The following is a 23553-nucleotide window of genomic DNA, read 5'->3' as shown; positions in this document are numbered from 1 at the left end:
CACAGCTGAACGGGCTCAGTGCCCGAATGCCTCCGCGAGCCACCAAGAACCGCCGTCATCGGCGACTTTCGCGTCGATCACCAGCGGGGCACCGCGCGGCCCGTCGAGCCAGGCGGTCACGCCCGCGAGGTCCGAGGGCTCGCGCACGGTGATCCCGGCGCAGCCGAAGCCGCGGGCGATCGCGGCGGCGTCGGTGTCCGGGAACTGCACCGTTTCCAGGTCGTCGCCGGTGAAGTGGTGGACCTCCGCGCCGTACGCCGCGTCGTGGTAGACGATCACCACCAGCGGAAGCCCGAGCCGTACGGCGGTCTCCAGCTCGGAGATCGCCATGTGGAAGCCGCCGTCGCCGACGCCGAGCACCGGCAGCCGGTCCGGGCGCGCGAGCGCGGCGCCGATCGCGGTGCCCAGCCCGAGCCCGATGCTCTGGTACGCCTGGGTGAAGCAGAACCCGTTCTCGTCCGGCACCGAGAGGTACGCGCTCGGGTAGCCCATGAAGTTGCCCGAGTCGATCGAGACGACGCGGTGGGCGGGCAGCAGCTCGTCGAGCCGCGCGCTGAGCGTACGCGGGTCGATGCGGCCGCCGCCGGAGCGGTCCTCGTGCGCGACGTCGTTCCACCGCACGCCCCCGGCGAGCCGCGCCGCGACCTCGGGGGAGCGGTAGCCGGACGCGTGGTGGCCCCGGGATTCCAGTAGCTCCAACACATCCACGGCGGTGGCCGCGACGTCACCGGCCACGCCGAGGTCGATCGGCCGGTGCGCGCCGAGCGCGGGCTGCTCGCGGTCGACCTGAGCCAGCCGCGCCCGCGGGCCCAGCAGCTTGCCGTGGCGGGTGGTCCACTGGTTCAGCGCGCAGCCCCAGCCGATCACCAGGTCCGCGCCGGTGATCAGCTCGGCGGCGAGCGGGGACGCGAACCCGCCGCTGATCCCGAGCGCCCACGGGTCGTCGTGGAAGAGCCCGTGCGCGACGGCGGACGTCGCCAGCAGCGCGCCCGAAACGTCCGCCAGCGCACGCAGCACCGTGGCCTGTCCGCGCGCGCCGCGGCCGGCGATGAAGACCGGGCGCTCGGCTTCTTCGATCAGCGCGGCCAGCGCGTCGGCCGCGCCGGTCTCCGGGCGGATCGCGGCCGGGCCGGGGACTTCCGGCAGCGGCGCGGGTTCGGGAGCTTCTTGCGCCTGGACGTCCAGCGGCAGGTTGAGCAGCACCGTCCGGCTTTGCTGCCAGGCGGTCCGGTACGCGCGGATCGTGTCGGCCCGCGCGCTCGCGGCGGAGTGGACGCGTTCGGACCGCGCGCCGACCGCGACGGCGAGGGCGTCCTGGTCGACGGCGAAGTTCGACAGCACGGCGGCCCCGGCGGTGTCCGCGGCGAGCACGATCATCGGCGTGCGGCTCTTGGCCGCCTCGGCGATGCCGGTGACGGCGTTGGTCAGGCCGCAGCCCTGGTGCACGCTGAGCACGGAGACCTCGCCGCTGAGCCGGGCGTACGCGTCGGCCATGCTCGCGGCGCCGCCCTCGTGGCGGGCGGCGACGAACCGGACGCCCGCCGCCCGCAGCGCGTTGGTCACCTCGAAGTTGCCGCTGCCGACCACGCCGAAGACGAGCCCGGCGCCCAGCTCGACGAGAGTCCGGCCGACCAGCTCGGCGACCTTCATGCGGACCGTTCCACCAGCGCGAGCACCCGGGCCGGGCTGCCGGACCCACCGACGATCGGCAGCGGGCCGACCACCAGCAACGTCCCGGTGGCCGGCAGCGCGGCGAGGTTCCGCAGCTGCGTCAGGCCGAACTTCCCGGCGCCCAGCAGCAGTTCGTGGCACGGGAAGGCCGGGTCGAGGCCGGGCGCCTGGCCCGCGTCGGTGCCGACGGTCTCCACCCCGAGCCCCGCGATGGCCGTCTCCTCGGCCAGCCACCGCGCGCACTCGGGCGCGACGCCGGGGGTGTGCGAGCCGGACGCGTCGGCGTTGAGGAAGCGCTCCTGGTCGCTCGCGTGCACGTCCCAGCCGGTGCGGTAGAGCAGCCACCCGCCGTCGGGCAGGGCGCCGTGTTCGGCCTCCCATTCGCGGATGTCCTCGATCGACAGCAGGAAGTCCGGGTTGCCCGCCGCCTTGCCGGACGCGTCGAGGACCACGGCGGGCGCGACGAGCGTCTTCAGCGGCACCTGCGAAACATCGGCACCGTCCTTTCCGGACACCCAGTGCACGGGGGCGTCGAGGTGGGTGCCGGTGTGCTCGCCGGTGTGGATGTCGTTCCAGTACCAGCGCGGCCCGCGCTCGTCGTACCGGCTGATCTCCTCCAGCCGGAACGGGACGGTGTTCGCGAACGGCTCGGGCAGCTGCAGGATCGGGGTGTCCGGCGTGAGCGGCGCGGTGAGGTCCACGACCTCGATCCCGCCGCCGGTGATCGCCGCGCTCAGCTGGGCCAGCAACGACATGCGATGTCCTCCAGTGTCGGGCGGGAGTGCCTGGGGAGACCCTAGGCGCAGCGGGCCGCCGGGGCTACGGGCCCGCGGAGCGCGTGGCCCTAGGCTGGACGTCCGCCACCACGTCTCACCGGGAGTCACCATGCTCGAAGCCTCCGCCGCGCTCGCCGCCTTCGGGTTCGAGCTGGGCGTGCTCAAACGCGTGCGCCGCACGGGCTGGTGGCAGGTCGGCGTCCGCGATCCGGAGTCGGTGGCCGAGCACACGATGCGTGCCGCGCAGCTGGCCGCGCTGATCGCCGCGGAGGAGGGCGCGTCGCCGGAGCGCGCGGCGTTCCTCGCCCTCTGGCACGACACCCAGGAGACCCGCACCGGCGACCTGCCGCACACCGCCGCGCCGTACCTGGCCAAGCCGGACCCGCGCGCCATCACCGAGGACCAGACCGCCGCGCTGCCCGGCGCCGCCCAGGCCGCCGTGCGGGACGCGGTCGGCGAGTACGAGGACCGGGAATCCCCGGAGTCGCGCTGCGCGAAGGACGCGGACAAGCTGGAGATGCTCCTGCAGGCACTGGAGTACCGGGACCTCGGAGCGTCCTCCGTGGACGAATGGCTGGCCTCGGCGCAGCAGGACCTGTTCACCCGCACCGCCCGTGCCCTCGCGGCCGCCGCGCTGGGACTCACGCCGCTGTCCTGGCGCACCGGCCGTTAACCCGTTCGGATCTTGAACCGGTTGGAAACCCACGCCCCGGGGAATTCTCGAGTACAGCCGGACTACAGGGGAGGCGCAGCACGATGAAGCGGGGAATCACAGCGGTACTGGCCAGTGCGGCCGCGGTGGCGGCGACCATCGGGTTCACGGGGAGCGCGGAAGCGGCGGGCCCGCCGTGCGGCGCCCAGGCGAAGGCCTGCGTGCAGCTGCACACCAACACGGCGTGGCTGATGGACCACGGCAGCGTGGTGCGGGGCGGGGTGCCGGTCACCGTCGGCAAGGCCGCGTTCCCGACGCCCTCGGGCACGTTCCGCGTGCAGTACAAGGACATCGACCACTACAGCAAGCAGTTCCACGGGCCGATGCCCTACTCGGTCTTCTTCACCACCACCGGCGTCGCGTTCCACCAGGGCAGCCTGAAGGTGCAGTCCCACGGGTGCGTGCACCTTTCGCACGCCGACGCCGTGGTGTTCTACAACGCACTGCACCCCGGCGACGTCGTCCAGGTCGTCAAGTAGCCGGTGGCTCAATCCCGGCTGCGCGCGTAGTGCCGCGCGGCCTTGGCGCGGTTGCCGCAGGTGGCCATGGAGCACCAGCGGCGGCTGCGTTTCGGGCTGGTGTCGTAGAAGTACAGGACGCACTCGGGGTGTGCGCAGTGGCGGACGCGCGAGGGGTCGGCGGCCAGCAGCTCCAGGTAGTCCACCGCGGCGAGCCAGCCCGCGCGCCGGTCCGGCTCGGCCACGTCGGCGACCGTCTCCGGGCCGGACGGGCCGAGCACCGGGCGGTGCCGTCCCCAGGCGAGCACGGTGTTCAGCCCGTCGCGCGCCGGGCCGGATTCCGCCTCGGACGCCATGGTGTGCGCGCGGATCGCCTTGCGGGCGGTGACCAGGGCGGCGCGGGCGGCGGCGGTGACGGGCAGGTCCAGGTCGTTCTGCTCCAGCCAGATCCGCATCCCGCCGATGTCGCTGAGCAGGTCGGCGGGCCCGCTGCGGTCGATCCACGTGGTGTTGAGCAGGTCGAGGCCGAGGGGCTCGCCGAGAAGGGGCCGTTCCATACCGTGCATCCTAACCCATGACGGAGCATTGACAGGTTTGTCTATAACTGGTCATAGTAGTTCTACTGGTTAGGTAGAGCGAAGGAGACCTCGTGACCACGTCTGTCGCCCCCACTGCGGTGAAAACCGGGCACATCGGCTTGAACGTCACCGACCTGGCCCGCTCGACGGCCTTCTACGAACGGGTCCTCGGCCTGCAAGTCCTGCAGGACGGCCGCGACGGCGACCGGGAGTGGGCGTTCCTCGGCCGGGACGGGCAGCTGATGATCACGTTGTGGCGCCAGTCCGAGGGCCGCTTCGCCACCGCGTTGCCGGGCCTGCACCACCTCTCGTTCCAGGTCGGCTCGCTCGACGAGGTCCGCGCGGTGCGGGAAGGACTGCTCGCGCTCGGAGCCGAGCTGCATTACGGCGACGTGGTCCCGCACGCCGAGGGCGCCGACTCGGGCGGCGTGTTCTTCACCGACCCCGACGGCATCCGCCTCGAGGTGTACGCGCCGAGCGGGCTGGCCGGGACCGCGGCCGCCGGCGAGGCCCCGGCCTGCGGCTTCTTCTGATGACCGCGGGCGTCTACCACGCGGGTGAGCTGGCCGCGCAGGCCAAAGCCGGGGTGAGCGCGGAGGCGGCGCGGGTCGGTGCCATCGTCCGCGCCACCGTGCCGGCCGCGGCGGCCGCGTTCCTGGCCGAGCGGCCGATGCTGGTCGTCGGCGCGGCGGATGAGGAAGGTCGGATGTGGGCCTCGCTGCTCACTGGGCCGCCCGGGTTCCTGCGCGCCGAGGGCGGCGGGGACGTGATCGACGTCGCCGCCGAGCCGGTCGCGGGCGATCCGCTTTCGGCGACCCTGCGCCGGGGCGGCAAGGCCGGCGCCATCACGGTCGACCCGGGCACCCGGCGGCGGATGCGGATCAACGGCGTCGCCGGGCCGGGGCCGCGCGGCCTGCGCATCGTCGCGGACCAGGTGTATTCCAACTGCCCCAAGTACATCCAGCGCCGTGACCTGCTCGCGGTGCGCGAGTCGGAACGGGCCGAAACCACGGTGACGTCCACATTGGACACCGCGGGCGCGGTTCTGGTGGGCAGCGCCGACACGTTTTTCCTCGCCACGTCGTCGGCGGACGGTGACTGCGACACCTCCCATCGGGGCGGTGACCCGGGCTTCGTCCGCGTCCACGACGAGCGCACGCTGAGCTGGCCGGACTACCCGGGCAACACGATGATGATGACGCTGGGCAATCTGGAGCAGAACCGGCGCGCGGGGCTGCTGTTCGTCGGCTGGTCGAGCGGGATCACGCTGCAGCTCACCGGCACCGCGGCCGTCGACTGGAGCGGAGCGTCGCGCGAGACCCGCTTCACCGTCGAACAGGTGCGCCGGACAGCCGGGGCGAGCCCGTTGCGCTGGGGTGAGCCGGAGCTGTCGCGCTTCAACCCGGCCGTCACCTGATCGCCGCCCGCTAGGCTGGCGGCATGGATTTCGCCGTGCGCTACGGACCGGAGGCCGACCAGGTCGCCGACGTCGTCCTCCCGCCGGCCGCCGGCTCGCCCGCACCGCTGGTCCTGGTGCTGCACGGCGGGTCCTGGCGGGTGGAGAACGACCGGGGTTACCTCGAGCCGGAGGCCCGGGCGCTGGCCTCGAACGGTTACGTGGTGGCGAATGTGGAGTACCGGCGCGTCGGCGCGGGCGGTGGCTGGCCCACGACGTTCACCGACGTCGCGCTCGCGGTCGACACCCTGCCCGCGCTGATCGAGCAGCAGCGGCCGGGTCTCGTCGACGCCTCGCGGGTCGTGCTCTTCGGTCACTCCGCGGGCGGTCAGCTCGCGCTCTGGGCGGCGGTGCGCGACCGGCTTCCCGACGGCGCTCCGGGACGGCGGCCCGGACCGGTGCCGATCGCCGGCGTCGTGGCGGCGGCGCCGGTCGCCGCGCTCACCGAGGCCTTGCGTTACGCGGGTGGGTTCGCCGCCGTCACCGGGGTGCTCGGCGGCGGTCCCGAAGACGTGCCGGAACGTTATGCCGCAGTGGATCCCCTGACGCTCGGCCCGCCCGGGGTGCCGGTGGTGGTGGTCCACGGCGACCGCGACACGGCCGTGCCGCCGGTGCTCTCGCGGATGTACGCCGAAGCGAGCGGCGCCGAGCTGGTGACCGTGCCGGGCGCCGGGCACTTCGACATCACCGCGCCCGGCGGTCTCGCGTGGACGTCCATTGTAGACGCGGTGGGGCGGCTGGCGCAGGAGCGGCGTGTCCGGCTCGTCTGAGCGGCTGCCCGCGATCGGCTTCGTCCGCACCGCGCGGACGGAGCTGGAGCGCACGCCCGTCCAGGCGTCGGCCAACCGCGGCGAGGAGGGCGTGCTGGAGATCGAGCCGGAGTACGCCGAGGGCCTCGCCGGGCTGGCCGGGTTCGACTACGCCTGGCTGCTCAGCTGGCTCGACCGCCCGGACCGGCCGGGCGCCGAGCTGACACAGGTGCCGTACCTGCTGCGCCGCGAACGGCGCCGGATGGGCATCTTCGCCACGCGCGGGCCGCGCCGGGTGAACCCGATCGGGCTGAGCCTGGTCCGGCTGCTGGAGGTCTCGGGCCGCACGGTGCGCTTCGCGGGCGTGGACCTGCTGGACGGCACGCCGGTGCTCGACCTCAAGCCGTACGTGACGAAGTTCGACCGGCCGCCGGGGGAGCCGCGGTGCGGCTGGTTCGACGGTGTCGTGGTGCCCGAGGGGGTCACCCCGGAGGACCTGGCCTGAGTAAAGGAACCATTACTTTCGCCGGTTCGTTGGCCTCCCATGGAGCCGACGGTGATCGAGCTGGGCCGCCGCGACCTGCTGGTGGTGGCCGGGATGCCCGGGGCGGGCAAGACGACGATGCTCCGCCGCGCGGCCGGCGCGCTGCCGGTCCTGGACTCGGACCAGGTCCGCGTGCGGCTGGCGGACCTGCTCCCCGCCGCCGTGCCGTACCGCTGGTACCGGCCGCTGGTGCACCTGTGCCACCGCACCCGGATCGTGGCGCGGGCGGCGGGTCGCCGCGGGCCGCTGGTGGTGCACGAACCGGCCACGCGCGCTTCGACCCGCCGCTGGCTCGTGGCCGTCGCGGCGGTCACCGGGCGCCCGGCGCGGCTGCTGTGGCTGGACGTCACCGCCGAGGAGGCGCTGGCCGGCCAGCACAGCCGGGGCCGGCTGGTGCGCGCCCGGTCGTTCGCCCGGCACGCGGCCCGCGCGGCGCGGATGCGTGACGCGCTGGCCGCCGGTGCGCAGCCGCCGGGCTGGCACAGCGTCCACGTCCTCGGGCGACCGGCCGCGCGCCGGGCCGTGCTGGTGTTCGGTTGAGCGTCATTGCGAGCGCAGCACCCGCTGGTGCAGCCCGCCGTCCAGCTCGGCCGCCGCGGCCAGGTCGACGCGGACGGTGCGGATCACGCCGGTGAACGCGTTGTCCAGCGCCGGGTAGTCGTCGGTCACCGGGGTGCCGAGGTCGACGCCGACGTCCAGGGTCTCGTCGAAGGAGAAGTAGTACGGGATGGTCCGCTCGACCCGGCCGGTCGCCTGCTTCTCGCCGTCGACGGTGAGCACGGCGGTGCCGCCGCGGCCGAGCCCGCCGCCGTCGTAGTCGAAGTCCAGCCGTACCTGGTGCCGTCCGGGGGGAAGCACCGCGGTGGCGGCGACGGTGAACAGCTCCAGCCCGAAGTAGTTGTAGACGTACGCCGGGCAGCCGTCCGTGAAGTAGAGCGCCCAGCCGCCGAACCGGCCGCCCTGTGCGATTACAACGCCGCTCGCGGGTTCGTCGGGCACTTCGAGGTCGGCCGTGACGGCGTGCGAGCGGTTCTTGACGTTCGGCGTCGTCTCCTCGGTGAACCGCCGCATCCCGCCGCGGTAGGTCACCGAAGTGCGGTCGCCGAGCAGGTCGATCCGCCCGGCCAGCCGCGGGTTCTCGCGTTCGGTCACCCGGTCGTCGAGCGGGAAGACCCGGTGTTTCGCGGCTTCGACGAGGAACAGGTCCTGGAGTGCGCGCAGCCGTTCCGGGTACCGCGCGGCGAGGTCGTGCGCCTGGCTCCAGTCGGTGGTCAGGTCGTAGAGCTCCCAGACGTCGGCGGTGAACGGCCGCCGCCCGGTGGGCACCATCTCCCACGGGACGCCGTGGCGGGTCACCGCCGTCCAGCCCTCGTGGTAGATCCCGCGGTTGCCGCACATCTCGAAGTACTGCGTGTGATGGGTTTCCGGGGCGGCGGCGCCGGTGAGGGTGGCGCGCAGGCTGGTGCCCTCGATCGGCTGCTGGGTGACGCCGTCGACGCTGAACGGCGCGGGGATGCCGGCGCAGTCCAGCACGGTCGGCAGCACGTCGATCACGTGCCCGTACTGGTGGCGCAGCCCGCCGCCGCTCGCGCCGCCGGCCGGCCAGCGCACGATCAGCCCGTCGCGGGTGCCGCCGAGGTGCGAGGCGACCTGTTTCGTCCACTGGTACGGGGTGTTGAGCGCCAGCGCCCAGCCGGCGGGCGCGATCGGGTAGGTCGACGGGCCGCCGATCTCGTCGAGGTGGGTGATCATCTCCTCGGGATCGTCGACGATTCCGTGGCCCAGCCGGTGCTCGACGGTGCTGCCCTCGATGCCGCCCTCGCCGGACGCGCCGTTGTCGCCCAGCAGGTACAGGAACAGCGTGTCGTCGAGCACGCCCAGCTCGTCGAGCGCGTCGGCGAACCGGCCGACCTGGGTGTCGGCGTGCTCGGTGAAGCCGGCGAAGGTCTCCATGAAGCGGGCGCCGAGCTTGCGCTGGGTGTCGGTCAGCTCGTCCCAGTGCGGCACGCCCTCGGCCCACGGGGCCAGCTCGGTGTCCGGCGGGACGACGCCGAGTTCCTTCTGCCGCGCCAAAGTCCGCTCGCGCTGCTGGTCCCAGCCGTCGTCGAAGCGGCCGCGGTACCGGTCGCGCCACTCGGGCCCGACGTGCAGCGGCGCGTGCGCGGCCCCGAGCGCCAGGTAGGTGAAGAACGGGCGGTCCGGGGTCAGCGTGTGCTGCGTGCGCACCCAGTCGACGGCGTGGTCCACCAGGTCCTCGGTGAGGTGGTAGCCCTCCTCCGGCCGTCGCGTGGGCTCGACCGGCGTGGTGCCCTCGTACAGCAGCGGGTACCAGTGGTTCATTTCGGCGCCCATGAAGCCGTAGAAGGTGTCGAAGCCCTCGCCGGTGGGCCAGCGGTCGAACGGGCCGACGGCGCTGATCTCCCGCGGCGGCGTCTGGTGCCACTTGCCGAACGCGGCGGTGCTGTAACCGTTCCCCTGCAAGATCTGCGCGAGCGTGGCCGCGCTTCGCGGCCGGAAGCCGTTGTACCCGGGTGCGGCGGTGGCCATCTCGGTGGTGCCGCCCATGCCGACCGAGTGGTGGTTGCGCCCGGTCATCAGGGCCTGGCGGGTCGGCGAGCAGAGCGCGGTGACGTGGAAGCGGGTGTACCGCAGGCCGTCGGCGGCGAGCCGGTCGGCCGCGGGCATCGCACACGGGCCGCCGAACGCGCTGGACGTGCCGAACCCGAGGTCGTCCACCAGCACGATCACCACGTTCGGCGCGCCTCGCGGCGGCGGCACCGGACCGGCCGGGGTGAACGCCTCCCGCTGCTCGCGCGCGTCGAGCGCGGCCGCCGCGGATTCGGCGGCGTCCGGGCGGGGCAGCACGTGGCGACCGGCGGGAAAGGCGGGCATGGCGATGGAGATCCTTCCGAAGTGGACGGACGGAACCCCTTGACCGGCCGGGGGTTTCCTCGATGGGCGCAGCTTCACACGGCGTGGCTCCGCCGGGCAACACCGGTGGCGGGCGGACCGAGACCGGAAGTGGATGCGGCCGGTAGACGATCACTATCGGGGCTGGTCGGAAACTCGCCCAAGATATTCCTTGACATGAATATTCTGGTAGGTGAATACTTCAGGGCATGGACGCGATCGTTTCAGCACTGGGGGACGCCACGAGGTGGCGCATCGTGGAGCTGCTGGCGCAGGGGCCGCGTTCGGTCGGGGAGCTGGCCGAGCTGACCGGCTCCCGTCAGCCGCAGACGACCAAGCACCTGCAGACCCTGGCCCGCGCCGGCCTGGTCACCGTCTACCCGCTGGGACAGCGGCGGGTCTACGCGGTCGAAACCGGTCCGCTGACGGGACTCGCGAAGCGGCTGGAGGAGCTGGCCGAGGCCGCGCGGGAGCACGAGGGCGAGCGGGACGTGATCGCCCGCTACCGCGCCGCCATCGAGGCGGACACGGCGGTCGCGGACCGGGACCAGTGGGCGGACGGGCGCACCTTCTCGTTCGACCGGGTGCTGGCCGCGCCGCGGGAAGCGGTCTGGCGGCACTGGACCGACCCGGAGCTGCTCGCTTCCTGGTGGGCCCCGGCCCCGATGGTCGCGACGGACTGCGTCCTCGAGCCGGAGCCCGGGGGCCGCGTCGTCCTCGAATACCGCGACGGGGAAGGACATCGGTACCGCTCGCAGGGGCGGGTCCGCGCCGCGAAACGGGCGCAGCACCTCGTGTTCGACCTGTCGGTGCTGGACGCGGCGGGCGCCGTCTCGTTCACCGGGCACTACGACCTGGCGCTCACCAGCGTGCCCGGCGGCACCCGGCTCCGGCTCGACCTGGGCATCACCGAAACGACCGTCGAGGCCGTCCCCTTCATCGCCGGGATCGAAACCGGCTGGGGCCAGGTGCTCGACAATCTCGCCGAGATCCTCGGCAATTCCATGCACACCAAGCACACCAAGCGAAAGGGCCACCAGTCATGACCAGCACCACCGGACGCAGAGTCACCGCCAACCTGAACCTCACCCTCGACGGGCGCTACCACGGACCGGCCGGGCCCGGCGACATGGGCGCGATCGTCTCGTACGCGGCCACCGAAGCCGCCCGTAACCACCTCGACCGCATCCACGAGACCGCGACGACGGCCCTGCTCGGCCGCCTCAACGCCGAGGGCTTCCTGGGCTTCTGGCCGACGATCGTGGACAACGAGGACGCCGACCCGCGCGACCGCGGTTACGCGAAGTGGCTCGTCGACGCCGAAAAGGTGGTCCTGTCGAGCACTTTGGACACTGCGCCGTGGGCGCGCACCCGGGTGGCGAACGCCCCGGCGGTGGACGTCGTCACCGAGCTCAAGGCCGCCGGCGAGGGCGACATCCTGGTCAACAGCAGCGCGAGCGTGATCAAGCCGCTGCTCGCCGCCGACATGATCGACCGGCTGTACCTGATGATCTGCCCCGAGATCGCCGGCGGCGGCCCGCGGCTGTTCGACGACGGCCTGCCGGCTTCGCGCTGGAAGCTCACCCACCACGAGGTCGGCGAACTGGGCGAGACGGCCGTGGTCTACGACCGCGTTCGCTGATCAACGGCGTAGCGGGCGGCGGTGGTGCGGACAGCTTCGTCGACTACCTCGGCGACGCGGTCCGCGCTCACCTCCCAGCCCGGCACCAGGAGCGCGGGCCAGAAGACGTAGTTGGAGATCATGCCCAGGAACTGGGTGGCGGCGAGGTCCACGTCCTCGACCCGCACCGTTCCCGCCTCATGCTCGGCCAGGAGGTAGCCGCGCACGGACTCGAAGTAGGGCATCTTCCCCTGGGAGAACTGCGCATGGGCCAGCTCGGGGAACCGGGGCAGCTCGGCGATGACGATCCGGAACAGGTCGGCCATCCGGGCGCGGCCCAGCAGCCCGGCGTAACGGCGGCCGAGGAAGCCGAGCCCGTCGACGACGTTGCCGGCCGGCGGGGGATCCTCCTCGTCGGCGGTCGACCATGACTCGGTCACGATGGCGTCGAACAGGGCGGCTTTGGTCGGGAACTGCTTGAACAAGGTGGCCCGCGAAACGCCCGAGCGCTCGGCGATCCGCGCCAGTGACGTCCGGTCGTAGCCCAGCTCGAGAAACAGCGCGGTCGCGGCCGTCACGATCAGCGCGCGCTTCTCCTGGGCGACACGCTGGTGATACGTCGTCACAACCTTGCTCATGGGCCGAGCATACGAGGTGAGTGGCTTGACTCACCACTGCCGGCGGCCTAGCGTCGGGGCAGTGGTGAGTCGACCGGCTCACTATCGGCCGCCGTTCATCACCGATGGTCCCGGCCGGTTGCCCCCATACCGAAGGAACAGCTGTTGCCCCGCTTCGACAACCAGACCGTGCTCGTGACCGGTGGAACCGGCGGCCAGGGCTCGAGCCACGTGCGCGCCTTTCACGCGGAGGGAGCGAACGTGGTGATCGGCGGCATCGACGCCGAACGCGGCGCCGCTCTCGCCGACGAGCTCGGGCCCCGCGCCCGCTTCGCCCGCCTGGACGTCACCGACGAGAGCTCGTGGTCCGCCGCCGTGCTGGCCGCCGAGAGCGCGTTCGGCGCCCTGAACGTGCTCGTCAACAACGCGGGCGTGCAGAACCCGCCGGCGACAATCGAAAACACCGACCAGGCCACCTGGTCGCGCATCCTCGACGTCAACCTCACCGGGACCTTCCTCGGCATCAAGGCCGCAGCCCCCGCTCTGCGCCGTGCCGCCGGGGGAGCCATCGTCAACATCGCCTCGACGATGGGCCTGGGCGGCACTGCGCACTACGCGCCGTACGTCGCCAGCAAGTGGGCCCTACGAGGACTCACTCAAACGGCAGCGCTCGAACTCGGCCGCGACGACATCCGGGTGAACACCATCCACCCCGGCGTGATCTCGACCGCCTTCATCCACGAACCGGCGGCCGGCGCCACCGCGGCCATCGCCGAGTTCTACTCACCCCGGCCGTTCGCCGTCCCCCGGCTCGGCGAACCGGCCGACGTCACCCGGCTTCTCCTGTTCCTCACGTCCTCGGACGCCTCGTTCATCACGGGCTCGGAGTACGTCATCGACGGGGGACTCCTCCTCGGCCCCGCCCTCCAAGCCGAGACCGCATGAGCACTCCGGACCCGACCGGATGGAGCGACCCCGCGCGGGACGCGTCTTCGTCGCGCCTGCCCGATCCGATCCGGCGGGCCATCGACATCACGACGCTGGGCCGCACGGGCGGCGCCGCGAACCTGCTCGCCGATCCCACCTTCACCTTCCACCTCGAGAACGGGATCCGCGCGGATCTGCCCGCGCGGGCCACGCCGGTCACCGACTCGGCCGAACGCGCGGCCGTGCTGGCGGAGATCGTCGCGGATCTCGATCAGCCCCACGACCCCGGCACCATCCGGCCGACCCGGCTCGAAGACTGGGCCGACAGCCGGCTGATGCGCATCAGCTCCCCCCATCGGCCGTGACCGCGGGCCTCACGAGTCTTTCGGGACCAGCGCGACGAATTCCTCCGCGGCCGGGGAAAGCGGGCCCGCGCGCCAGACCAGCCGGCCGCGCCGCACGAGGCGGGGGAGCAGCGGCACGATCACCGCGCCCTGGCGGCGGGCGTCCTCGGCCATGGCGCGGGGGAGCAGTGCCGCGCCGGCGCCGGCGAGGACCAGCGGGACCATCATCGCCCGGTGCTCGGTCTCGACGACGATGCGCGGTTCACGGCCGGAGCCGCGCAGCGCGTCCTCGACGAGCCAGCGGGTGGCGGTGCCCGGCGGGGTGGTGACCAGGTCCAGTTCGGCCAGGTCGGCCTGCGGCAGGGCCGCGGTGCGCGGGGAGGCCGCGGGCAGCACCGCGAACACCTCCTGCTCGGCCAGGTCCACCCCGGCCAGCCCGGCCGGGTCCGAACCGGACTCGACGAGCCCGACCTCGCTCTGCCCGTCGCGGACGCGGTTGAGCACGTCGGACCCGGTCTCCGGCGCCCGGACGCGCACCCGCACCTTGGGATGCGCGGCGCGGAACCGGCCCAGCATCGCGGCCAGCGGGTCGACGGCCAGGGTGGTCTGCGAAGCGATGTCCAGCGTCCCGCCGCCGAGCCCGAGCACCTCGCGCACGGCCGCGTCCGCGGTGCTGAGGTCACGCAGGATCTGACGGGCCGGGGCGACCAGCGCGGTGCCCGCCGCGGTCAGCTCGGCGCCGTGCGGCAGGCGGTGGAACAGGAGGCCGCCCAGCTGTTTCTCCAGCGTGCGCACCGCGTGGGACAACGAGGGCTGGGCGACGTGCAGCCGCCGCGCCGCGTTGGTGAACCCGCCGTGGTCGACCACGGCGAGGAAGTACTCCAGCTGGCGGCGCTCCATCCCCGGCGGCCGGGGTCAGGCCACGGAGGCCGGCCGCCGCAGGGCCTGGCGGCGCAAGCGCGTGAACTGCTTGGCGCTGTTGAGCGCGAACACCCCGACGGTGGCGCCGTCTCGCTGATACGTCGCGACAAACGCGCCGTCCTCGGCCGTACCCTCCACGAACACCACCTCGTCGCCGGGCTCGGGGTGCCCGGCGAGCTGGAGCATACCGGAGTACTGGTCGGACCAGACGTACCCGCTCGGGGCGTACTGCCTCGTCACGTGCCCGGCCAGCAGGTTCGCGACGGCCACCGGCGCCTGTTCGCTCGCGTTCGTCCAGTGCTCGTGCCGGTGCCGGACGCCGGTTTCCGCGTGGGCGTACGCCGCGACGTCGCCGACCGCGACGACGTTCGGCAGCTTCGTGACCAGGCCGCTGGAGGTGTGCACGCCGTTGCCGACCTCGAGGCCGGAGCCGGTGAGCCACTCCGTGGCCGGGACCATGCCGATGCCGACGACCACCACGTCCGCGGGCAGCTCCTCGCCGCCGTCCAGCCGGACCCCGGTGACCCGACCGCCGGTGGTCAGCAGGGTTTCGACGGCGGCGCCGCAGCGCAACGTCGTGCCGTGCCGGGCGTGCAGGCCCGCGCAGGCTTGCGCGAGCCGCGGGCCGAGCACCCGGGCGAGCGGCGTTTCCAGCGCTTCCAGCACCGTGACGTCGAGGCCCAGCGTCCGCGCGGTGGACGCGACCTCGGCGCCGACGAACCCCGCGCCGACGATCACCACCCGCGCCCCGGGCACGAGTTCTTCCCGCAGTGCCAAGGAATCCTCGAGCGTGCGCAGCACGTGGACGCCCGCGATGCCCTCGGTCCCCGGCAGCGTCCGGGCACGCCCGCCGGTGGCGAGCACGACTCCGTCGACGGCCAGCTCACCGTCGGAGAGCACCACCCTTCCGGCGGCCGGGTCGAGCCGCTCCGCGCGGGTGCCCAGCCGCAGTTCGAGCGACGCCGTGTCGTCGGCGTCGAGCAGGTCCAGCGACTCGCGCGACGCCGTGCCGGCGAGGAAGGCCTTCGACAGGGGCGGCCGGTCGTAGGGCGGGTGCGGCTCTTCGCCGACCAGCACGACCCGCCCGTCGAACCCCTGCGCCCGCAGCTCCTGCGCGGCGCGGGCCCCGGCCAGCGAGGCGCCGATGATCGCGACGCTCTTCACGCCGCGTGCTCCCGGGCGTCGGACTGCACGTAGACGACGCCTTCGTCCACCAGTACCGGGTACGTGCGCACGGGCTTCTTCGCGGGCAGGCACGAGGGCATCCCGGTCCGCAGGTCGAACAGCGCCGCGTGCAGCGGGCACTCGACGAAGCAGCCCTCCAGCCAGCCCTCGGACAGCGACGCGTCCTGGTGGCTGCAGGTGTCGTCGATCGCGTAGAGCTCGCCGTCGGCGTTGAACACCGCGATCGGCTCGGGGCCCGCGATCCGGACGGATTCGCCGGGCGGCAGTTCGTCCACTGTGCACGCGCGTTGCATCGAGAGCCTCCGAGAAGAGCCGTAAGGGAGTTGCGTATTAAGGAACGCGAGACGCGATACGCAACAAGTCTGAATCGGCTACCGGGCTCCGTCAAGGGTTACGAACCGGTAGATCCGGCGGGATTTTCCGGGCCCGCAACGGCTCCCGGCGCCCCTGACCCGGGCATGACGGACACCCGGGCGCGGGTGCGGGCCCGGGTGTCCGTGAGGCGAGGTGGGTTACGCGGGGAGGTGGCGGTGGAAGGGCTGCTTGATCGGGGCGAGCGGGGTGTTGCCGAGGATCAGGTCTGCGGACTTCTCGGCGGTCATCATCACCGGGGCGTAGATGTTGCCGTTGGGGATGTAGGGCATCACCGACGCGTCGACCACCCGCAGCCCCTCGGTGCCGTGGACCCGCATGGTGGCGGGGTCCACCACGGACTGCTCGTCCACGCCCATCTTGGCGGTGCAGGAAGGGTGCAGCGCGGTCTCGGCGTCTTTCGCGACCCAGTCGAGGATCTGCTCGTCGGTCTCCACCTCGGGCCCGGGCGAGATCTCGCCGCCGTTGTACGGGTCGAGCGCGGACTGGTTGAGGATCCCGCGCGCCACCCGCACCGCCTCCACCCACTCACGGCGGTCGTTCTCGGTGGACAGGTAGTTGAACTTCAGCGCCGGGTGCCGGCGCGGGTCGGTCGAGGTGATCTTGACCGTGCCGCGGGTGTCGGCGTACATCGGGCCGACGTGCACTTGGTAGCCGTGGCCGCCGGCCGGCACCGAGCCGTCGTAGCGGATGGCCACCGGCAGGAAGTGGAACATCAGGTTCGGGTACGCGACTTCTTCGTTGCTGCGGACGAAACCGCCGCCCTCGAAGTGGTTGGTCGCGGCCGGGCCGGAGCGCAGGAACAGCCACTGTGCGCCGATGTAGGGCCGCTTCCACTTCGCCAGCGAAGGCTGCATGGACACCGGCTGCTTGCAGGCGTACTGGATGTACACCTCGAGGTGGTCCTGCAGGTTCTCGCCGACGCCGGGCAGGTCGCGCACGACGTCGATGCCGAGGCGCTCCAGCTCGGCCGCGTTGCCGACGCCCGACAGCTGCAGCAGCTGCGGCGTGTTGACCGCGCCGCCGCACAGGATGATCTCCTTGCCGTACACCTCGCCCGGCGCGCCGCGGCCCTGCGAGTACTCGACGCCGATCGCGCGCGTGCCGTCGAAGAGGACCTGCGAGACGAAGGCGTGCGTCTTGACCGTCAGGTTCGGCCGGTGCAGCACCGGGTGCAGGTACGCGCGGGCGGCCGAGAGGCGGCGGCCCTTGCGCACGTTGCGGTCGAAGGCCGCGAAGCCCTCCTGCCGGTAGCCGTTGACGTCGTCGGTGCGCGGGTAGCCGGCTTGGACGGCGGCGTCGAAGAACGCCTGGAACAGGGGGTTGGTCGCCGGCCCGCGCTCCAGCTCCAGCGGGCCGCTGTGTCCTCGCCACTGCCCGTCCGGCGCGTCGGCGAGGCAGTTCTCCATGCGCTGGAAGTAGGGCAGGCAGTGCGCGTAGTCCCAAGTGGACATTCCGGGGTCGCCGGCCCAGCGCTCGTAGTCGAGCGGGTTGCCGCGCTGGAAGATCATCCCGTTGATGCTGCTGGACCCGCCGAGCACCTTGCCGCGGGCGTGGTAGATCCGCCGCCGGTTCATGTGCGGCTCGGGCTCGCTGCGGTAGCCCCAGTCGTAGAACCGGCTGCCGATCGGGAAGGTCAGCGCCGCGGGCATGTGGATGAACACGTCCCACTTGGCGTCGGCGCGACCGGCCTCGAGCACCAGCACCTTGGTGGCCGGGTCGGCCGACAGCCGGTTCGCGAGCGCGCAGCCCGCCGAGCCGCCGCCGACGATGACGAAGTCGTAGCTTTCGCCGCTCATGGTTCTCCTTCGCTATCCGGTCACGGCTTCGGGGGCTTCCGAGGGTCCAGTGCCCGAATGCCCGGCTGCCCAGCGCTTGCGCCGGATCAGCAGCATGACGCCGCCGGCCACGGCGATCAGCGCGGTGATCAGCACCGCGCCCCACTGGAAGTACCAGTGGTCGCTGCCGTAGACCTCGGGCCGCGGCCAGAGCAGGTTGACGGTCATGCCGGCCCCGTAGAGCACGGCGACCAGGTTCACCAGCGTGCCCCAGCGGCCGAGCTTGAAGTACGGGCCGTGCCCGGGCCGCGGCCACTGCCCGCGCAGGCGGCGCAGCAGCATCGGGGCGGTGACCATCAGGTAGGGGATGTAGAACAGGACGATCGCCGTCGAGGTGAGCACGAAGAACGCGCGCTGGTTGCCGAGGTTGATCAGCAGCACCACCACGGTGAGCCCGCCGGTGATCAGGGCCGGCACCACCGGCGTCTTCGACCGCGGGGACACCTTCGAGAGCGATTTGCTGAACGGCAGCCGTCCGTCACGGGCCATCGCGAACGTCATCCGGATGGCCGCGGTCTGCACGGCCAGGCAGCACACGGTGATCGCGATCGCCGAGCAGATCAGGAACGCGTCGCCGAGCCCGGTGCCCAGCGTGCTCTTGAGCAGGTACGGCATGCCGGACGTGCTCAGCTCATTGGCGTTGAGGTCGCCGACCGCCATCATGCCGACGAGCATCATCAGCCCGCCGACCAGGAACGCCGCGGTGAGCGCCCGGAGGATGGCGCGCGGCGCGTGCCGGCGCGGCTGGGTGGTCTCCTCGGCGAGCGAGCCCGCGGTGTCGAAGCCGTAGAACACGTACGCGCTCATCAGGGACGCCACCAGGAACGCGCCGAGGTAGCCGAGCGGCTGGCCGGCCCCGGTGCCGTGGGTGTCGAACACCAGCCCCGGCCCGCGTTTGATGTGCACGGCCAGCGCGATGATCAGCAGCACGCTCGCGATCAGCTCGACCGCCACGCCGAAGTTGTTGATCTTCGCCATCAGCTTGACGCCGATGATGTTCACGACGGTCGCGAACACCACCAGCACGAGCGCGAGGATGATCGCGTTCTGCGCGCCGCCGGGCGTCGAGGTCAGCCCGGCGTCGGCGTCGCTGCCGACGATCTCGAACGCCGTGGACACCTGCGGCAGGATGATCTGGTAGGCCACCGCGACGGCCGCGGCGGTCACGATCGCGCCGATGATCATGATCCAGCCGGCCAGCCACGAGGTCACCGGCTTCGCGATCTGCTTGGCCCACTGGTAGACCGAGCCCGCGAGCGGGAACTGGCCGGCCAGTTCGGCGAAGCACAGCGCCACGGCGAGCTGGCCGACGAACACCAGCGGCCAGGTCCAGATGAAGGCCGGGCCGCCGGAGCCGAACCCGAAGAAGAACAGCTGGAACACGCCGGTCATGATCGAGATGTAGCTGAAACCGGCGGCGAAGCTGGAGAAGGAGCCGAGGGAGCGTTCGAGTTCCTGGCGGTAGCCGAACTTCGCGAGTTCGGAGCTGTCGGACCCGGCGGATCCCTCACCGGCCGGCTTGGATCGTGTGGTCATCGTTTTGTCCTCGCGGGTGGGGGTGGGGGAGCAGGGTTCAGCCCTTGAACCAGCGCTGGGGCGCGGGGTCGATGTTGTGGTAGACGTGCTTGGCCTCGCGGTACTCGTCCAGCCCCGAAGGGCCGAGCTCACGCCCGATGCCGGATTTGCCGAAGCCTCCCCATTCGGCCTGGGGCAGGTACGGGTGGTAGTCGTTGATCCACACGGTGCCGTGGCGCAGGGCTCCGGCGACACGCTGGGCGCGGCCGGCGTCCGAGGTCCAGACGGCGCCGGCGAGCCCGTAGTCCGTGTCGTTGGCCAGCTCGATCGCCTCGGCTTCACCGGCGAACCGCTCGACCGTGACGACCGGCCCGAACACCTCCTCCCGCACCACTGCCATCTCCCGGGTGCAGCCGGAAAACACCGTGGGGCGCAAGAAGAATCCGTGACGCAGGTGTTCTTCGGCCGGCCGTGCGCCACCCGCTCGCAGCGTCGCGCCGGCCTCGATCGCGCCGGCGATGTAGCCCTCGACTTTCGCGCGGTGCGCGGCCGACACGAGCGGCCCCGCTTCGGTGCCCGGGTCGAGGCCGCGGCCGAGCCGGATCCGGTCGGCCCGCGCGGCCAGCTCGTCGACGAACCGGTCGTGCACCCCGTCCTGGACGATCAGCCGCGCGCCGGCCGAGCAGACCTGTCCGGAGTGGACGAACGCGGCGGCGAGGGCGTAGTCGAGCGCGGTGCCGAAATCGGCGTCGTCGAAGATCACGTTGGGGTTCTTGCCGCCCAGCTCCAGCGCCACCCGGCGGACCCCGCGCGCGGCGGCGGCCATGATCTTCTCGCCGGTGGCCAGCCCGCCGGTGAACGACACCAGGTCCACCCCCGGGTGCTCGACCAGCGCGGCGCCCACCGGGCCGGGTCCGAGCAGCAGGTTCACCACGCCCGCGGGCACCCCGGCCTCCTCGGCCAGCGCCACCAGCGCGACGGTGGTCAGCGGGGTGACCTCACTCGGCTTGAGCACCACGGTGTTGCCCGCGGCCAGCGCCGGCGCGACCTTCCAGGACATCTGCAGCAGCGGGTAGTTCCACGGCGCGATCAGCGCGCACACGCCCACCGGCTCGTGCACGATCCGGCTGATCGCCTTCGGGTTCCCGGTGTCCACGACGCGCCCGGCGTCGGTGAGGCTCGCGTAATAACGGAAGACGGCGGTGACGTCGTCCACGTCGATGCGGCCCTCGGCCAGCGTTTTGCCGGTGTCGAGGCTTTCGGTGCGGGCGAGGTCTTCGCGGTCGCGCTGCAGCAGGGCGGCGATGCGGGTCAGCAGATCAGCCCGCTCGCTCGTGGTGGTTCGGCGCCAGGGCCCGCTGTCGAACGCGCGGCGGGCGGCGGTGACGGCGGCGCCGACCTCGGCCGGCCCGGCGACGGCCACGGTCTGCAGCACTTCGCCATCAGCTGGGTTGAGCACTTCGGCTCGCGCTCCGTCGGACGCTTCGGTCCAGATCCCGTCGATGTGGAGGTCCTTCATCAGGCCTTCCCGTTCGTGCGGAGGGTGACGCGGGGCACTTCGAGTGCGTACATTTGTACGCGAAGCATGTACACATGTCCACAACGGGTTCCTGAGGTTTTCCTGCTGGTAACTCGAGGCGGCGGTGAGCGAAGGAGCTGCGGGGCGATGGCGACGAGGGAGCCGGCGGGGCGCCGGCTGCGGGGTCCGAACGACCCGGAGCGGCGCGCGCGGATCGCGAAGGCCGCCATCGAGGTGGTCGCGGAGCGGGGCATCGAGGGCTTGACCCACCGCGCCGTCGCGGCCGCGGCCGACGTGCCGCTCGGGTCGACCACCTACCACTTCGCGACCCTCGACGACCTGCTCGAAGTCGCGTTGCACGAGGCAGCCGAGAACAACGTGCGCGAGCTGCGGGAGTGGGAGCAGGGCCTCGCGCCGGACGCCGATTTCGCCGCGGCGCTGGCCGAGCTGGTGATGGGCTACATCCACGAGCAGTACCCGCACACCGTCGTCGAATACGACCTGTACGTCGCGGCCATGCACCGGCCGCGGCTGCGCCCGGCGAGCGCGGCCTGGGACGACGCGCTGATCGAGCTGTTCCGCTCCCGCACCGACCCGCTGACCGGACGGCTGCTCGCCGGGCTCTTCTGCGGCCTGCTCATGCAGGCGGCACTGGCCGAGCCGCAGCCGGACGACACCGAGATCGAGGCGCTGTTCCGCCGGGCCATCGAGGGGCCCGCCGCCTGACCGGGCCTGCCTCCTGATCGGCCCGCCCGTCCGCCCGCGTCGCCGCGACGTGGGCGGCCACCTCGCGTTCACGGCCCGGAAACCGTGATCGCGCAACAGGTTCCCCTACCGGCTGGTAATCGGGTGACGCGGAAATCCGTTCTTGACACCTGCCCCGGCCCGCCCGCACTCTGTTCCGTAGAGAGCAACCCGGCGCGTAATACGCAACTGCATCGCTCTTGATCCCGCTGAGCCTGTCGAGGCCGCTGAGAGGAGCATCGCCGGTGACCACCACCGACCTGCCGCAGAGCCTGCTGCCCACGTTGTCCGGCCGGTACTACACGGACCCGGCGGTCTTCGCGCGGGAACAGGAGAAGATCTTCGAGACCGACTGGTTCTGCGCCGTGCGCAGCGCGGACCTGCCCGCGGCGGGCGCCTTCGAAACCGTCCAAATCGGACGGGAGAGCGTGATCGTCGCGCGGGCGCGCGACGGGAAGCTGGGTGCCTTCCTCAACGTCTGCCGCCACCGCGGCGCCCGGCTGTGCACCGAGGACCGGGGCCAGGTCAAGCGGGCGTTCCAATGCATGTACCACGCCTGGACCTACGGCCTCGACGGCAAGCTGATCGCCGCGCCCAACCTCACCGGCATGCCCGACGTCGACCGCACCGAGTACGGCCTGACCAGGGTGCACCTGCGGGAATGGCTCGGCTACGCCTGGGTCAGCCTGGCCGGGGAGCCGCCGTCCTTCGAGGGCACGGTGATGGCCGACGTCGCCGACCGGCTCGGGGGCCTGCAGGAGCTGGACGCGTACGGGATCGAGGACCTGGCGCTGGGCAAGCGCATCGAGTACGACGTGAAGGCGAACTGGAAGCAGATCATCGAGAACTTCATGGAGTGCTACCACTGCGCGACGATCCACCCGGAGCTGACGGAGGTGCTGCCGGAGTTCGCCGACGGCTACGCCGCGCAGTACTTCGTGGGCCACGGCGCCGAGTTCGGCGAGGAGGTCGCCGGGTTCACGGTGGACGGGAGCGAGGGCGTCGAGCGGCTGCCCGGCGTGGGGGAGCACCAGGACCGCCGGTACTACGCGATCACCGTGCGGCCGCAGGTGTTCGTGAACCTGGTGCCCGACCACGTGATCCTGCACCGGATGTTCCCGCTGGCGCCGGACCGCACGATCGTCCGCTGCGACTGGCTGTACCTGCCCGGGGTGGTGGAGTCCGGAGTGGACCTGACGCGGTCGGTCGAGCTGTTCCACCGCGTGAACCAGCAGGACTTCGAGGCGTGCGAACGCTGTCAGCTCGCGATGGGCTCCCGCTCGTACGCCCGCGGCGGCGTGCTGGTGCCGAGCGAGCACCACATCGGCGCGTTCCACGACTGGGTCCGCGCGCGGACGGAAGGCTAGATCAATGCGCGGATCGCCTGTTCGAAGCCGGTCACGTGCCCGAGCGTCAGCTCCGCGGCCTTCTTCGCGTCGCCGTCGATGATGGCGGTGAGCAGCGGGGCGTGCTCGTTCACGTGGCCGGCCATCCCGCGCAGGCGCGGCAGGAACACGCACCAGATACGGGTGGCGAGGTTGTCGTAGTGGATCAGCGTGTCTTCGAGGAACGGGTTGTGCACGCAGGCGTACACGGCCCGGTGCAGCTCGAGGTCGACCCGCAGCAGTTCGGTGTTCCCGGCGGGCTGCCCGGTGTCCAGCCGCTCTCGCAGCGCGGTGAGGCGCTCGCGGTCCTCGTCGGTCGCGCGCTCGGCCGCCGCCGCGGTGGCGGCCGGCTCCAGCGTGCGGCGGACCTCGGAGATGTGCGCGAGGTCGGAGATGTTGACGTCGGTGGCGAACGTGCCCCGGCGCGGGTAGGCGACGACCAGCCGCTCGGACTCCAGGCGTTTGAGCGCTTCGCGGATCGGCGTGCGGCCCATGCCGAGTGAACCGCCCAGCCACTCCTCGTTGATCGGCTCACCCGGCTTGATGTCGAGCATGACGAGGCGGTCGCGGACGAACAGGTACGCCTGCTCCGCGAGGGACGGCCCGGCGGCCGGCATCGGTGTGTTGACCTGTGTGCTCACGCCGCCTACCCTACAGCGAAGATTGATATATCAGTAGTCGACCAGTCTGTCAGTCAAGGAAGCCGTCAGG

25 protein-coding genes are annotated in these 23553 nt (G+C 72.1%); 13 read left to right on the top strand and 12 right to left on the bottom strand.

All coding sequences use genetic code 11. The features are described 5' to 3' along the window. Positions 1-15 precede the first annotated feature (15 nt). Positions 16-1650 carry a thiamine pyrophosphate-binding protein gene (locus tag BMY97_RS07300; RefSeq protein ID WP_091614291.1) on the bottom strand — a complete coding sequence of 545 codons (1635 nt, stop codon included), beginning with the start codon at positions 1648-1650 and terminating at the stop codon, positions 16-18. Further along, positions 1647-2426, bottom strand: coding sequence for a cyclase family protein (locus BMY97_RS07295; RefSeq protein WP_091614290.1), 780 nt, complete (start codon positions 2424-2426; stop codon positions 1647-1649). The genes BMY97_RS07300 and BMY97_RS07295 overlap by 4 nt, the downstream gene beginning before the upstream one ends. Before the next feature lie 130 nt (positions 2427-2556). Here BMY97_RS07295 and BMY97_RS07290 point away from each other — a divergent pair, with 130 nt between their 5' ends. After that, positions 2557-3120, top strand: a complete 564-nt coding sequence (locus tag BMY97_RS07290) for an HD domain-containing protein (RefSeq protein ID WP_091614288.1) — start codon at positions 2557-2559, stop codon at positions 3118-3120. Between the two features lie 83 nt (positions 3121-3203). Then, complete coding sequence (locus tag BMY97_RS07285; RefSeq protein ID WP_091614285.1) at positions 3204-3638, top strand: L,D-transpeptidase; 435 nt, start codon at positions 3204-3206, stop codon at positions 3636-3638. 8 nt (positions 3639-3646) lie between these two features. Here the strand turns inward: BMY97_RS07285 and BMY97_RS07280 are convergent, their stop codons facing one another. Further along, positions 3647-4174 carry a CGNR zinc finger domain-containing protein gene (locus tag BMY97_RS07280; RefSeq protein ID WP_091614284.1) on the bottom strand — a complete coding sequence of 176 codons (528 nt, stop codon included), beginning with the start codon at positions 4172-4174 and terminating at the stop codon, positions 3647-3649. Between the two features lie 92 nt (positions 4175-4266). Between BMY97_RS07280 and BMY97_RS07275 the strand changes: the two genes are divergently transcribed. From BMY97_RS07275 to BMY97_RS07255, 5 genes are read left to right on the top strand one after another with little or no spacing between them, the layout of a single operon-like run. Next, positions 4267-4728 carry a VOC family protein gene (locus tag BMY97_RS07275; RefSeq protein WP_091614282.1) on the top strand — a complete coding sequence of 154 codons (462 nt, stop codon included), beginning with the start codon at positions 4267-4269 and terminating at the stop codon, positions 4726-4728. After that, a complete protein-coding gene (locus tag BMY97_RS07270; protein WP_091614280.1) occupies positions 4728-5612 on the top strand; it encodes a pyridoxamine 5'-phosphate oxidase family protein in 885 nt (294 codons plus the stop codon). The genes BMY97_RS07275 and BMY97_RS07270 overlap by 1 nt, the downstream gene beginning before the upstream one ends. A 23-nt stretch (positions 5613-5635) precedes the next feature. Further along, positions 5636-6421 (top strand): alpha/beta hydrolase, encoded by a 786-nt coding sequence (locus tag BMY97_RS07265; RefSeq protein ID WP_091614278.1) that lies wholly within the window; start codon positions 5636-5638, stop codon positions 6419-6421. After that, the gene (gene tsaA, locus BMY97_RS07260) at positions 6405-6905 is read left to right on the top strand and encodes a tRNA (N6-threonylcarbamoyladenosine(37)-N6)-methyltransferase TrmO (protein ID WP_091614274.1); all 501 of its coding nucleotides are present in this window, start codon (positions 6405-6407) and stop codon (positions 6903-6905) included. Before BMY97_RS07265 ends, tsaA begins: the two co-directional genes overlap by 17 nt. A 39-nt stretch (positions 6906-6944) precedes the next feature. After that, positions 6945-7484, top strand: a complete 540-nt coding sequence (locus BMY97_RS07255) for an AAA family ATPase (RefSeq protein WP_091614271.1) — start codon at positions 6945-6947, stop codon at positions 7482-7484. A 3-nt stretch (positions 7485-7487) separates the two neighbouring features. Here BMY97_RS07255 and BMY97_RS07250 read toward each other — a convergent pair whose 3' ends face one another. Next, positions 7488-9836, bottom strand: a complete 2349-nt coding sequence (locus tag BMY97_RS07250; RefSeq protein ID WP_091614268.1) for an arylsulfatase — start codon at positions 9834-9836, stop codon at positions 7488-7490. 227 nt (positions 9837-10063) lie between these two features. Between BMY97_RS07250 and BMY97_RS07245 the strand changes: the two genes are divergently transcribed. After that, positions 10064-10900 carry a metalloregulator ArsR/SmtB family transcription factor gene (locus BMY97_RS07245; protein ID WP_091614266.1) on the top strand — a complete coding sequence of 279 codons (837 nt, stop codon included), beginning with the start codon at positions 10064-10066 and terminating at the stop codon, positions 10898-10900. Continuing rightward, on the top strand, positions 10897-11496 hold the full coding sequence (locus BMY97_RS07240) for a dihydrofolate reductase family protein (protein WP_091614263.1): 600 nt from the start codon (positions 10897-10899) through the stop codon (positions 11494-11496). The genes BMY97_RS07245 and BMY97_RS07240 overlap by 4 nt, the downstream gene beginning before the upstream one ends. Here BMY97_RS07240 and BMY97_RS07235 read toward each other — a convergent pair. Then, complete coding sequence (locus BMY97_RS07235) at positions 11478-12113, bottom strand: TetR/AcrR family transcriptional regulator (RefSeq protein WP_091614260.1); 636 nt, start codon at positions 12111-12113, stop codon at positions 11478-11480. The genes BMY97_RS07240 and BMY97_RS07235 overlap by 19 nt on opposite strands. 144 nt (positions 12114-12257) lie before the next feature. On the opposite strand from BMY97_RS07235, the gene BMY97_RS07230 reads away from it, so the two are divergent. Both BMY97_RS07230 and BMY97_RS07225 read left to right on the top strand, forming a co-directional pair. Continuing rightward, complete coding sequence (locus BMY97_RS07230; protein WP_091614258.1) at positions 12258-13037, top strand: glucose 1-dehydrogenase; 780 nt, start codon at positions 12258-12260, stop codon at positions 13035-13037. Then, complete coding sequence (locus BMY97_RS07225) at positions 13034-13384, top strand: nitroreductase family deazaflavin-dependent oxidoreductase (RefSeq protein ID WP_091614255.1); 351 nt, start codon at positions 13034-13036, stop codon at positions 13382-13384. The genes BMY97_RS07230 and BMY97_RS07225 overlap by 4 nt, the downstream gene beginning before the upstream one ends. A 9-nt stretch (positions 13385-13393) precedes the next feature. Here BMY97_RS07225 and BMY97_RS07220 read toward each other — a convergent pair whose 3' ends face one another. The 6 genes from BMY97_RS07220 to BMY97_RS07195 all read right to left on the bottom strand — a co-directional run bounded on the left by BMY97_RS07220 (position 13394) and on the right by BMY97_RS07195 (position 20713). Beyond that, on the bottom strand, positions 13394-14263 hold the full coding sequence (locus tag BMY97_RS07220) for a LysR family transcriptional regulator (RefSeq protein ID WP_091614252.1): 870 nt from the start codon (positions 14261-14263) through the stop codon (positions 13394-13396). A 15-nt stretch (positions 14264-14278) separates the two neighbouring features. Next, positions 14279-15448, bottom strand: coding sequence for an NAD(P)/FAD-dependent oxidoreductase (locus tag BMY97_RS07215; RefSeq protein ID WP_091614249.1), 1170 nt, complete (start codon positions 15446-15448; stop codon positions 14279-14281). Then, entirely contained in the window at positions 15445-15762 is a 318-nt protein-coding gene (locus tag BMY97_RS07210; RefSeq protein WP_091614247.1) for a bifunctional 3-phenylpropionate/cinnamic acid dioxygenase ferredoxin subunit, read from the bottom strand. Before BMY97_RS07210 ends, BMY97_RS07215 begins: the two co-directional genes overlap by 4 nt. A gap of 219 nt (positions 15763-15981) precedes the next feature. After that, positions 15982-17640, bottom strand: a complete 1659-nt coding sequence (gene betA / locus BMY97_RS07205; RefSeq protein ID WP_091614244.1) for a choline dehydrogenase — start codon at positions 17638-17640, stop codon at positions 15982-15984. Positions 17641-17652: 12 nt separating this feature from the next. After that, positions 17653-19215 carry an amino acid permease gene (locus BMY97_RS07200; RefSeq protein ID WP_091614242.1) on the bottom strand — a complete coding sequence of 521 codons (1563 nt, stop codon included), beginning with the start codon at positions 19213-19215 and terminating at the stop codon, positions 17653-17655. Between the two features lie 37 nt (positions 19216-19252). Then, entirely contained in the window at positions 19253-20713 is a 1461-nt protein-coding gene (locus BMY97_RS07195; RefSeq protein WP_091614240.1) for an aldehyde dehydrogenase family protein, read from the bottom strand. Positions 20714-20860: 147 nt separating this feature from the next. Here BMY97_RS07195 and BMY97_RS07190 point away from each other — a divergent pair, with 147 nt between their 5' ends. Together BMY97_RS07190 and BMY97_RS07185 are read left to right on the top strand one after the other, a co-directional pair. Next, complete coding sequence (locus BMY97_RS07190; protein WP_091614237.1) at positions 20861-21439, top strand: TetR/AcrR family transcriptional regulator; 579 nt, start codon at positions 20861-20863, stop codon at positions 21437-21439. A 263-nt stretch (positions 21440-21702) separates the two neighbouring features. Next, the gene (locus BMY97_RS07185) at positions 21703-22824 is read left to right on the top strand and encodes an aromatic ring-hydroxylating oxygenase subunit alpha (RefSeq protein ID WP_091614235.1); all 1122 of its coding nucleotides are present in this window, start codon (positions 21703-21705) and stop codon (positions 22822-22824) included. Here BMY97_RS07185 and BMY97_RS07180 read toward each other — a convergent pair. Continuing rightward, positions 22821-23459, bottom strand: coding sequence for a GntR family transcriptional regulator (locus tag BMY97_RS07180; RefSeq protein WP_091614683.1), 639 nt, complete (start codon positions 23457-23459; stop codon positions 22821-22823). The two genes, BMY97_RS07185 and BMY97_RS07180, sit on opposite strands and share 4 nt — an antisense overlap. Between the last annotated feature and the right edge of the window lie 94 nt (positions 23460-23553).

The sequence above is a fragment of the Amycolatopsis saalfeldensis genome, from assembly GCF_900110575.1.
GTDB classification, from domain to species: Bacteria; Actinomycetota; Actinomycetes; order Mycobacteriales; family Pseudonocardiaceae; genus Amycolatopsis; species Amycolatopsis saalfeldensis.
The sequence above is the reverse complement of the archived record's forward strand: the minus strand, read 5'-3'. Positions and strand labels throughout refer to the sequence as shown.

Excerpts from the sequence above, each read along its gene's own strand:
- BMY97_RS07300 (WP_091614291.1), bottom strand. The coding sequence starts at position 1,650 with ATGAAGGTCGCCGAGCTGGTCGGCCGGACTCTCGTCGAGCTGGGCGCC.
- BMY97_RS07295 (WP_091614290.1), bottom strand. The coding sequence starts at position 2,426 with ATGTCGTTGCTGGCCCAGCTGAGCGCGGCGATCACCGGCGGCGGGATC.
- BMY97_RS07290 (WP_091614288.1), top strand. The coding sequence starts at position 2,557 with ATGCTCGAAGCCTCCGCCGCGCTCGCCGCCTTCGGGTTCGAGCTGGGC.
- BMY97_RS07285 (WP_091614285.1), top strand. The coding sequence starts at position 3,204 with ATGAAGCGGGGAATCACAGCGGTACTGGCCAGTGCGGCCGCGGTGGCG.
- BMY97_RS07280 (WP_091614284.1), bottom strand. The coding sequence starts at position 4,174 with ATGGAACGGCCCCTTCTCGGCGAGCCCCTCGGCCTCGACCTGCTCAAC.
- BMY97_RS07270 (WP_091614280.1), top strand. The coding sequence starts at position 4,728 with ATGACCGCGGGCGTCTACCACGCGGGTGAGCTGGCCGCGCAGGCCAAA.
- BMY97_RS07265 (WP_091614278.1), top strand. The coding sequence starts at position 5,636 with ATGGATTTCGCCGTGCGCTACGGACCGGAGGCCGACCAGGTCGCCGAC.
- BMY97_RS07255 (WP_091614271.1), top strand. The coding sequence starts at position 6,945 with ATGGAGCCGACGGTGATCGAGCTGGGCCGCCGCGACCTGCTGGTGGTG.
- BMY97_RS07250 (WP_091614268.1), bottom strand. The coding sequence starts at position 9,836 with ATGCCCGCCTTTCCCGCCGGTCGCCACGTGCTGCCCCGCCCGGACGCC.
- BMY97_RS07245 (WP_091614266.1), top strand. The coding sequence starts at position 10,064 with ATGGACGCGATCGTTTCAGCACTGGGGGACGCCACGAGGTGGCGCATC.
- BMY97_RS07240 (WP_091614263.1), top strand. The coding sequence starts at position 10,897 with ATGACCAGCACCACCGGACGCAGAGTCACCGCCAACCTGAACCTCACC.
- BMY97_RS07235 (WP_091614260.1), bottom strand. The coding sequence starts at position 12,113 with ATGAGCAAGGTTGTGACGACGTATCACCAGCGTGTCGCCCAGGAGAAG.
- BMY97_RS07225 (WP_091614255.1), top strand. The coding sequence starts at position 13,034 with ATGAGCACTCCGGACCCGACCGGATGGAGCGACCCCGCGCGGGACGCG.
- BMY97_RS07220 (WP_091614252.1), bottom strand. The coding sequence starts at position 14,263 with ATGGAGCGCCGCCAGCTGGAGTACTTCCTCGCCGTGGTCGACCACGGC.
- BMY97_RS07210 (WP_091614247.1), bottom strand. The coding sequence starts at position 15,762 with ATGCAACGCGCGTGCACAGTGGACGAACTGCCGCCCGGCGAATCCGTC.
- betA (WP_091614244.1), bottom strand. The coding sequence starts at position 17,640 with ATGAGCGGCGAAAGCTACGACTTCGTCATCGTCGGCGGCGGCTCGGCG.
- BMY97_RS07200 (WP_091614242.1), bottom strand. The coding sequence starts at position 19,215 with ATGACCACACGATCCAAGCCGGCCGGTGAGGGATCCGCCGGGTCCGAC.
- BMY97_RS07195 (WP_091614240.1), bottom strand. The coding sequence starts at position 20,713 with ATGAAGGACCTCCACATCGACGGGATCTGGACCGAAGCGTCCGACGGA.
- BMY97_RS07190 (WP_091614237.1), top strand. The coding sequence starts at position 20,861 with ATGGCGACGAGGGAGCCGGCGGGGCGCCGGCTGCGGGGTCCGAACGAC.
- BMY97_RS07180 (WP_091614683.1), bottom strand. The coding sequence starts at position 23,459 with ATGCCGGCCGCCGGGCCGTCCCTCGCGGAGCAGGCGTACCTGTTCGTC.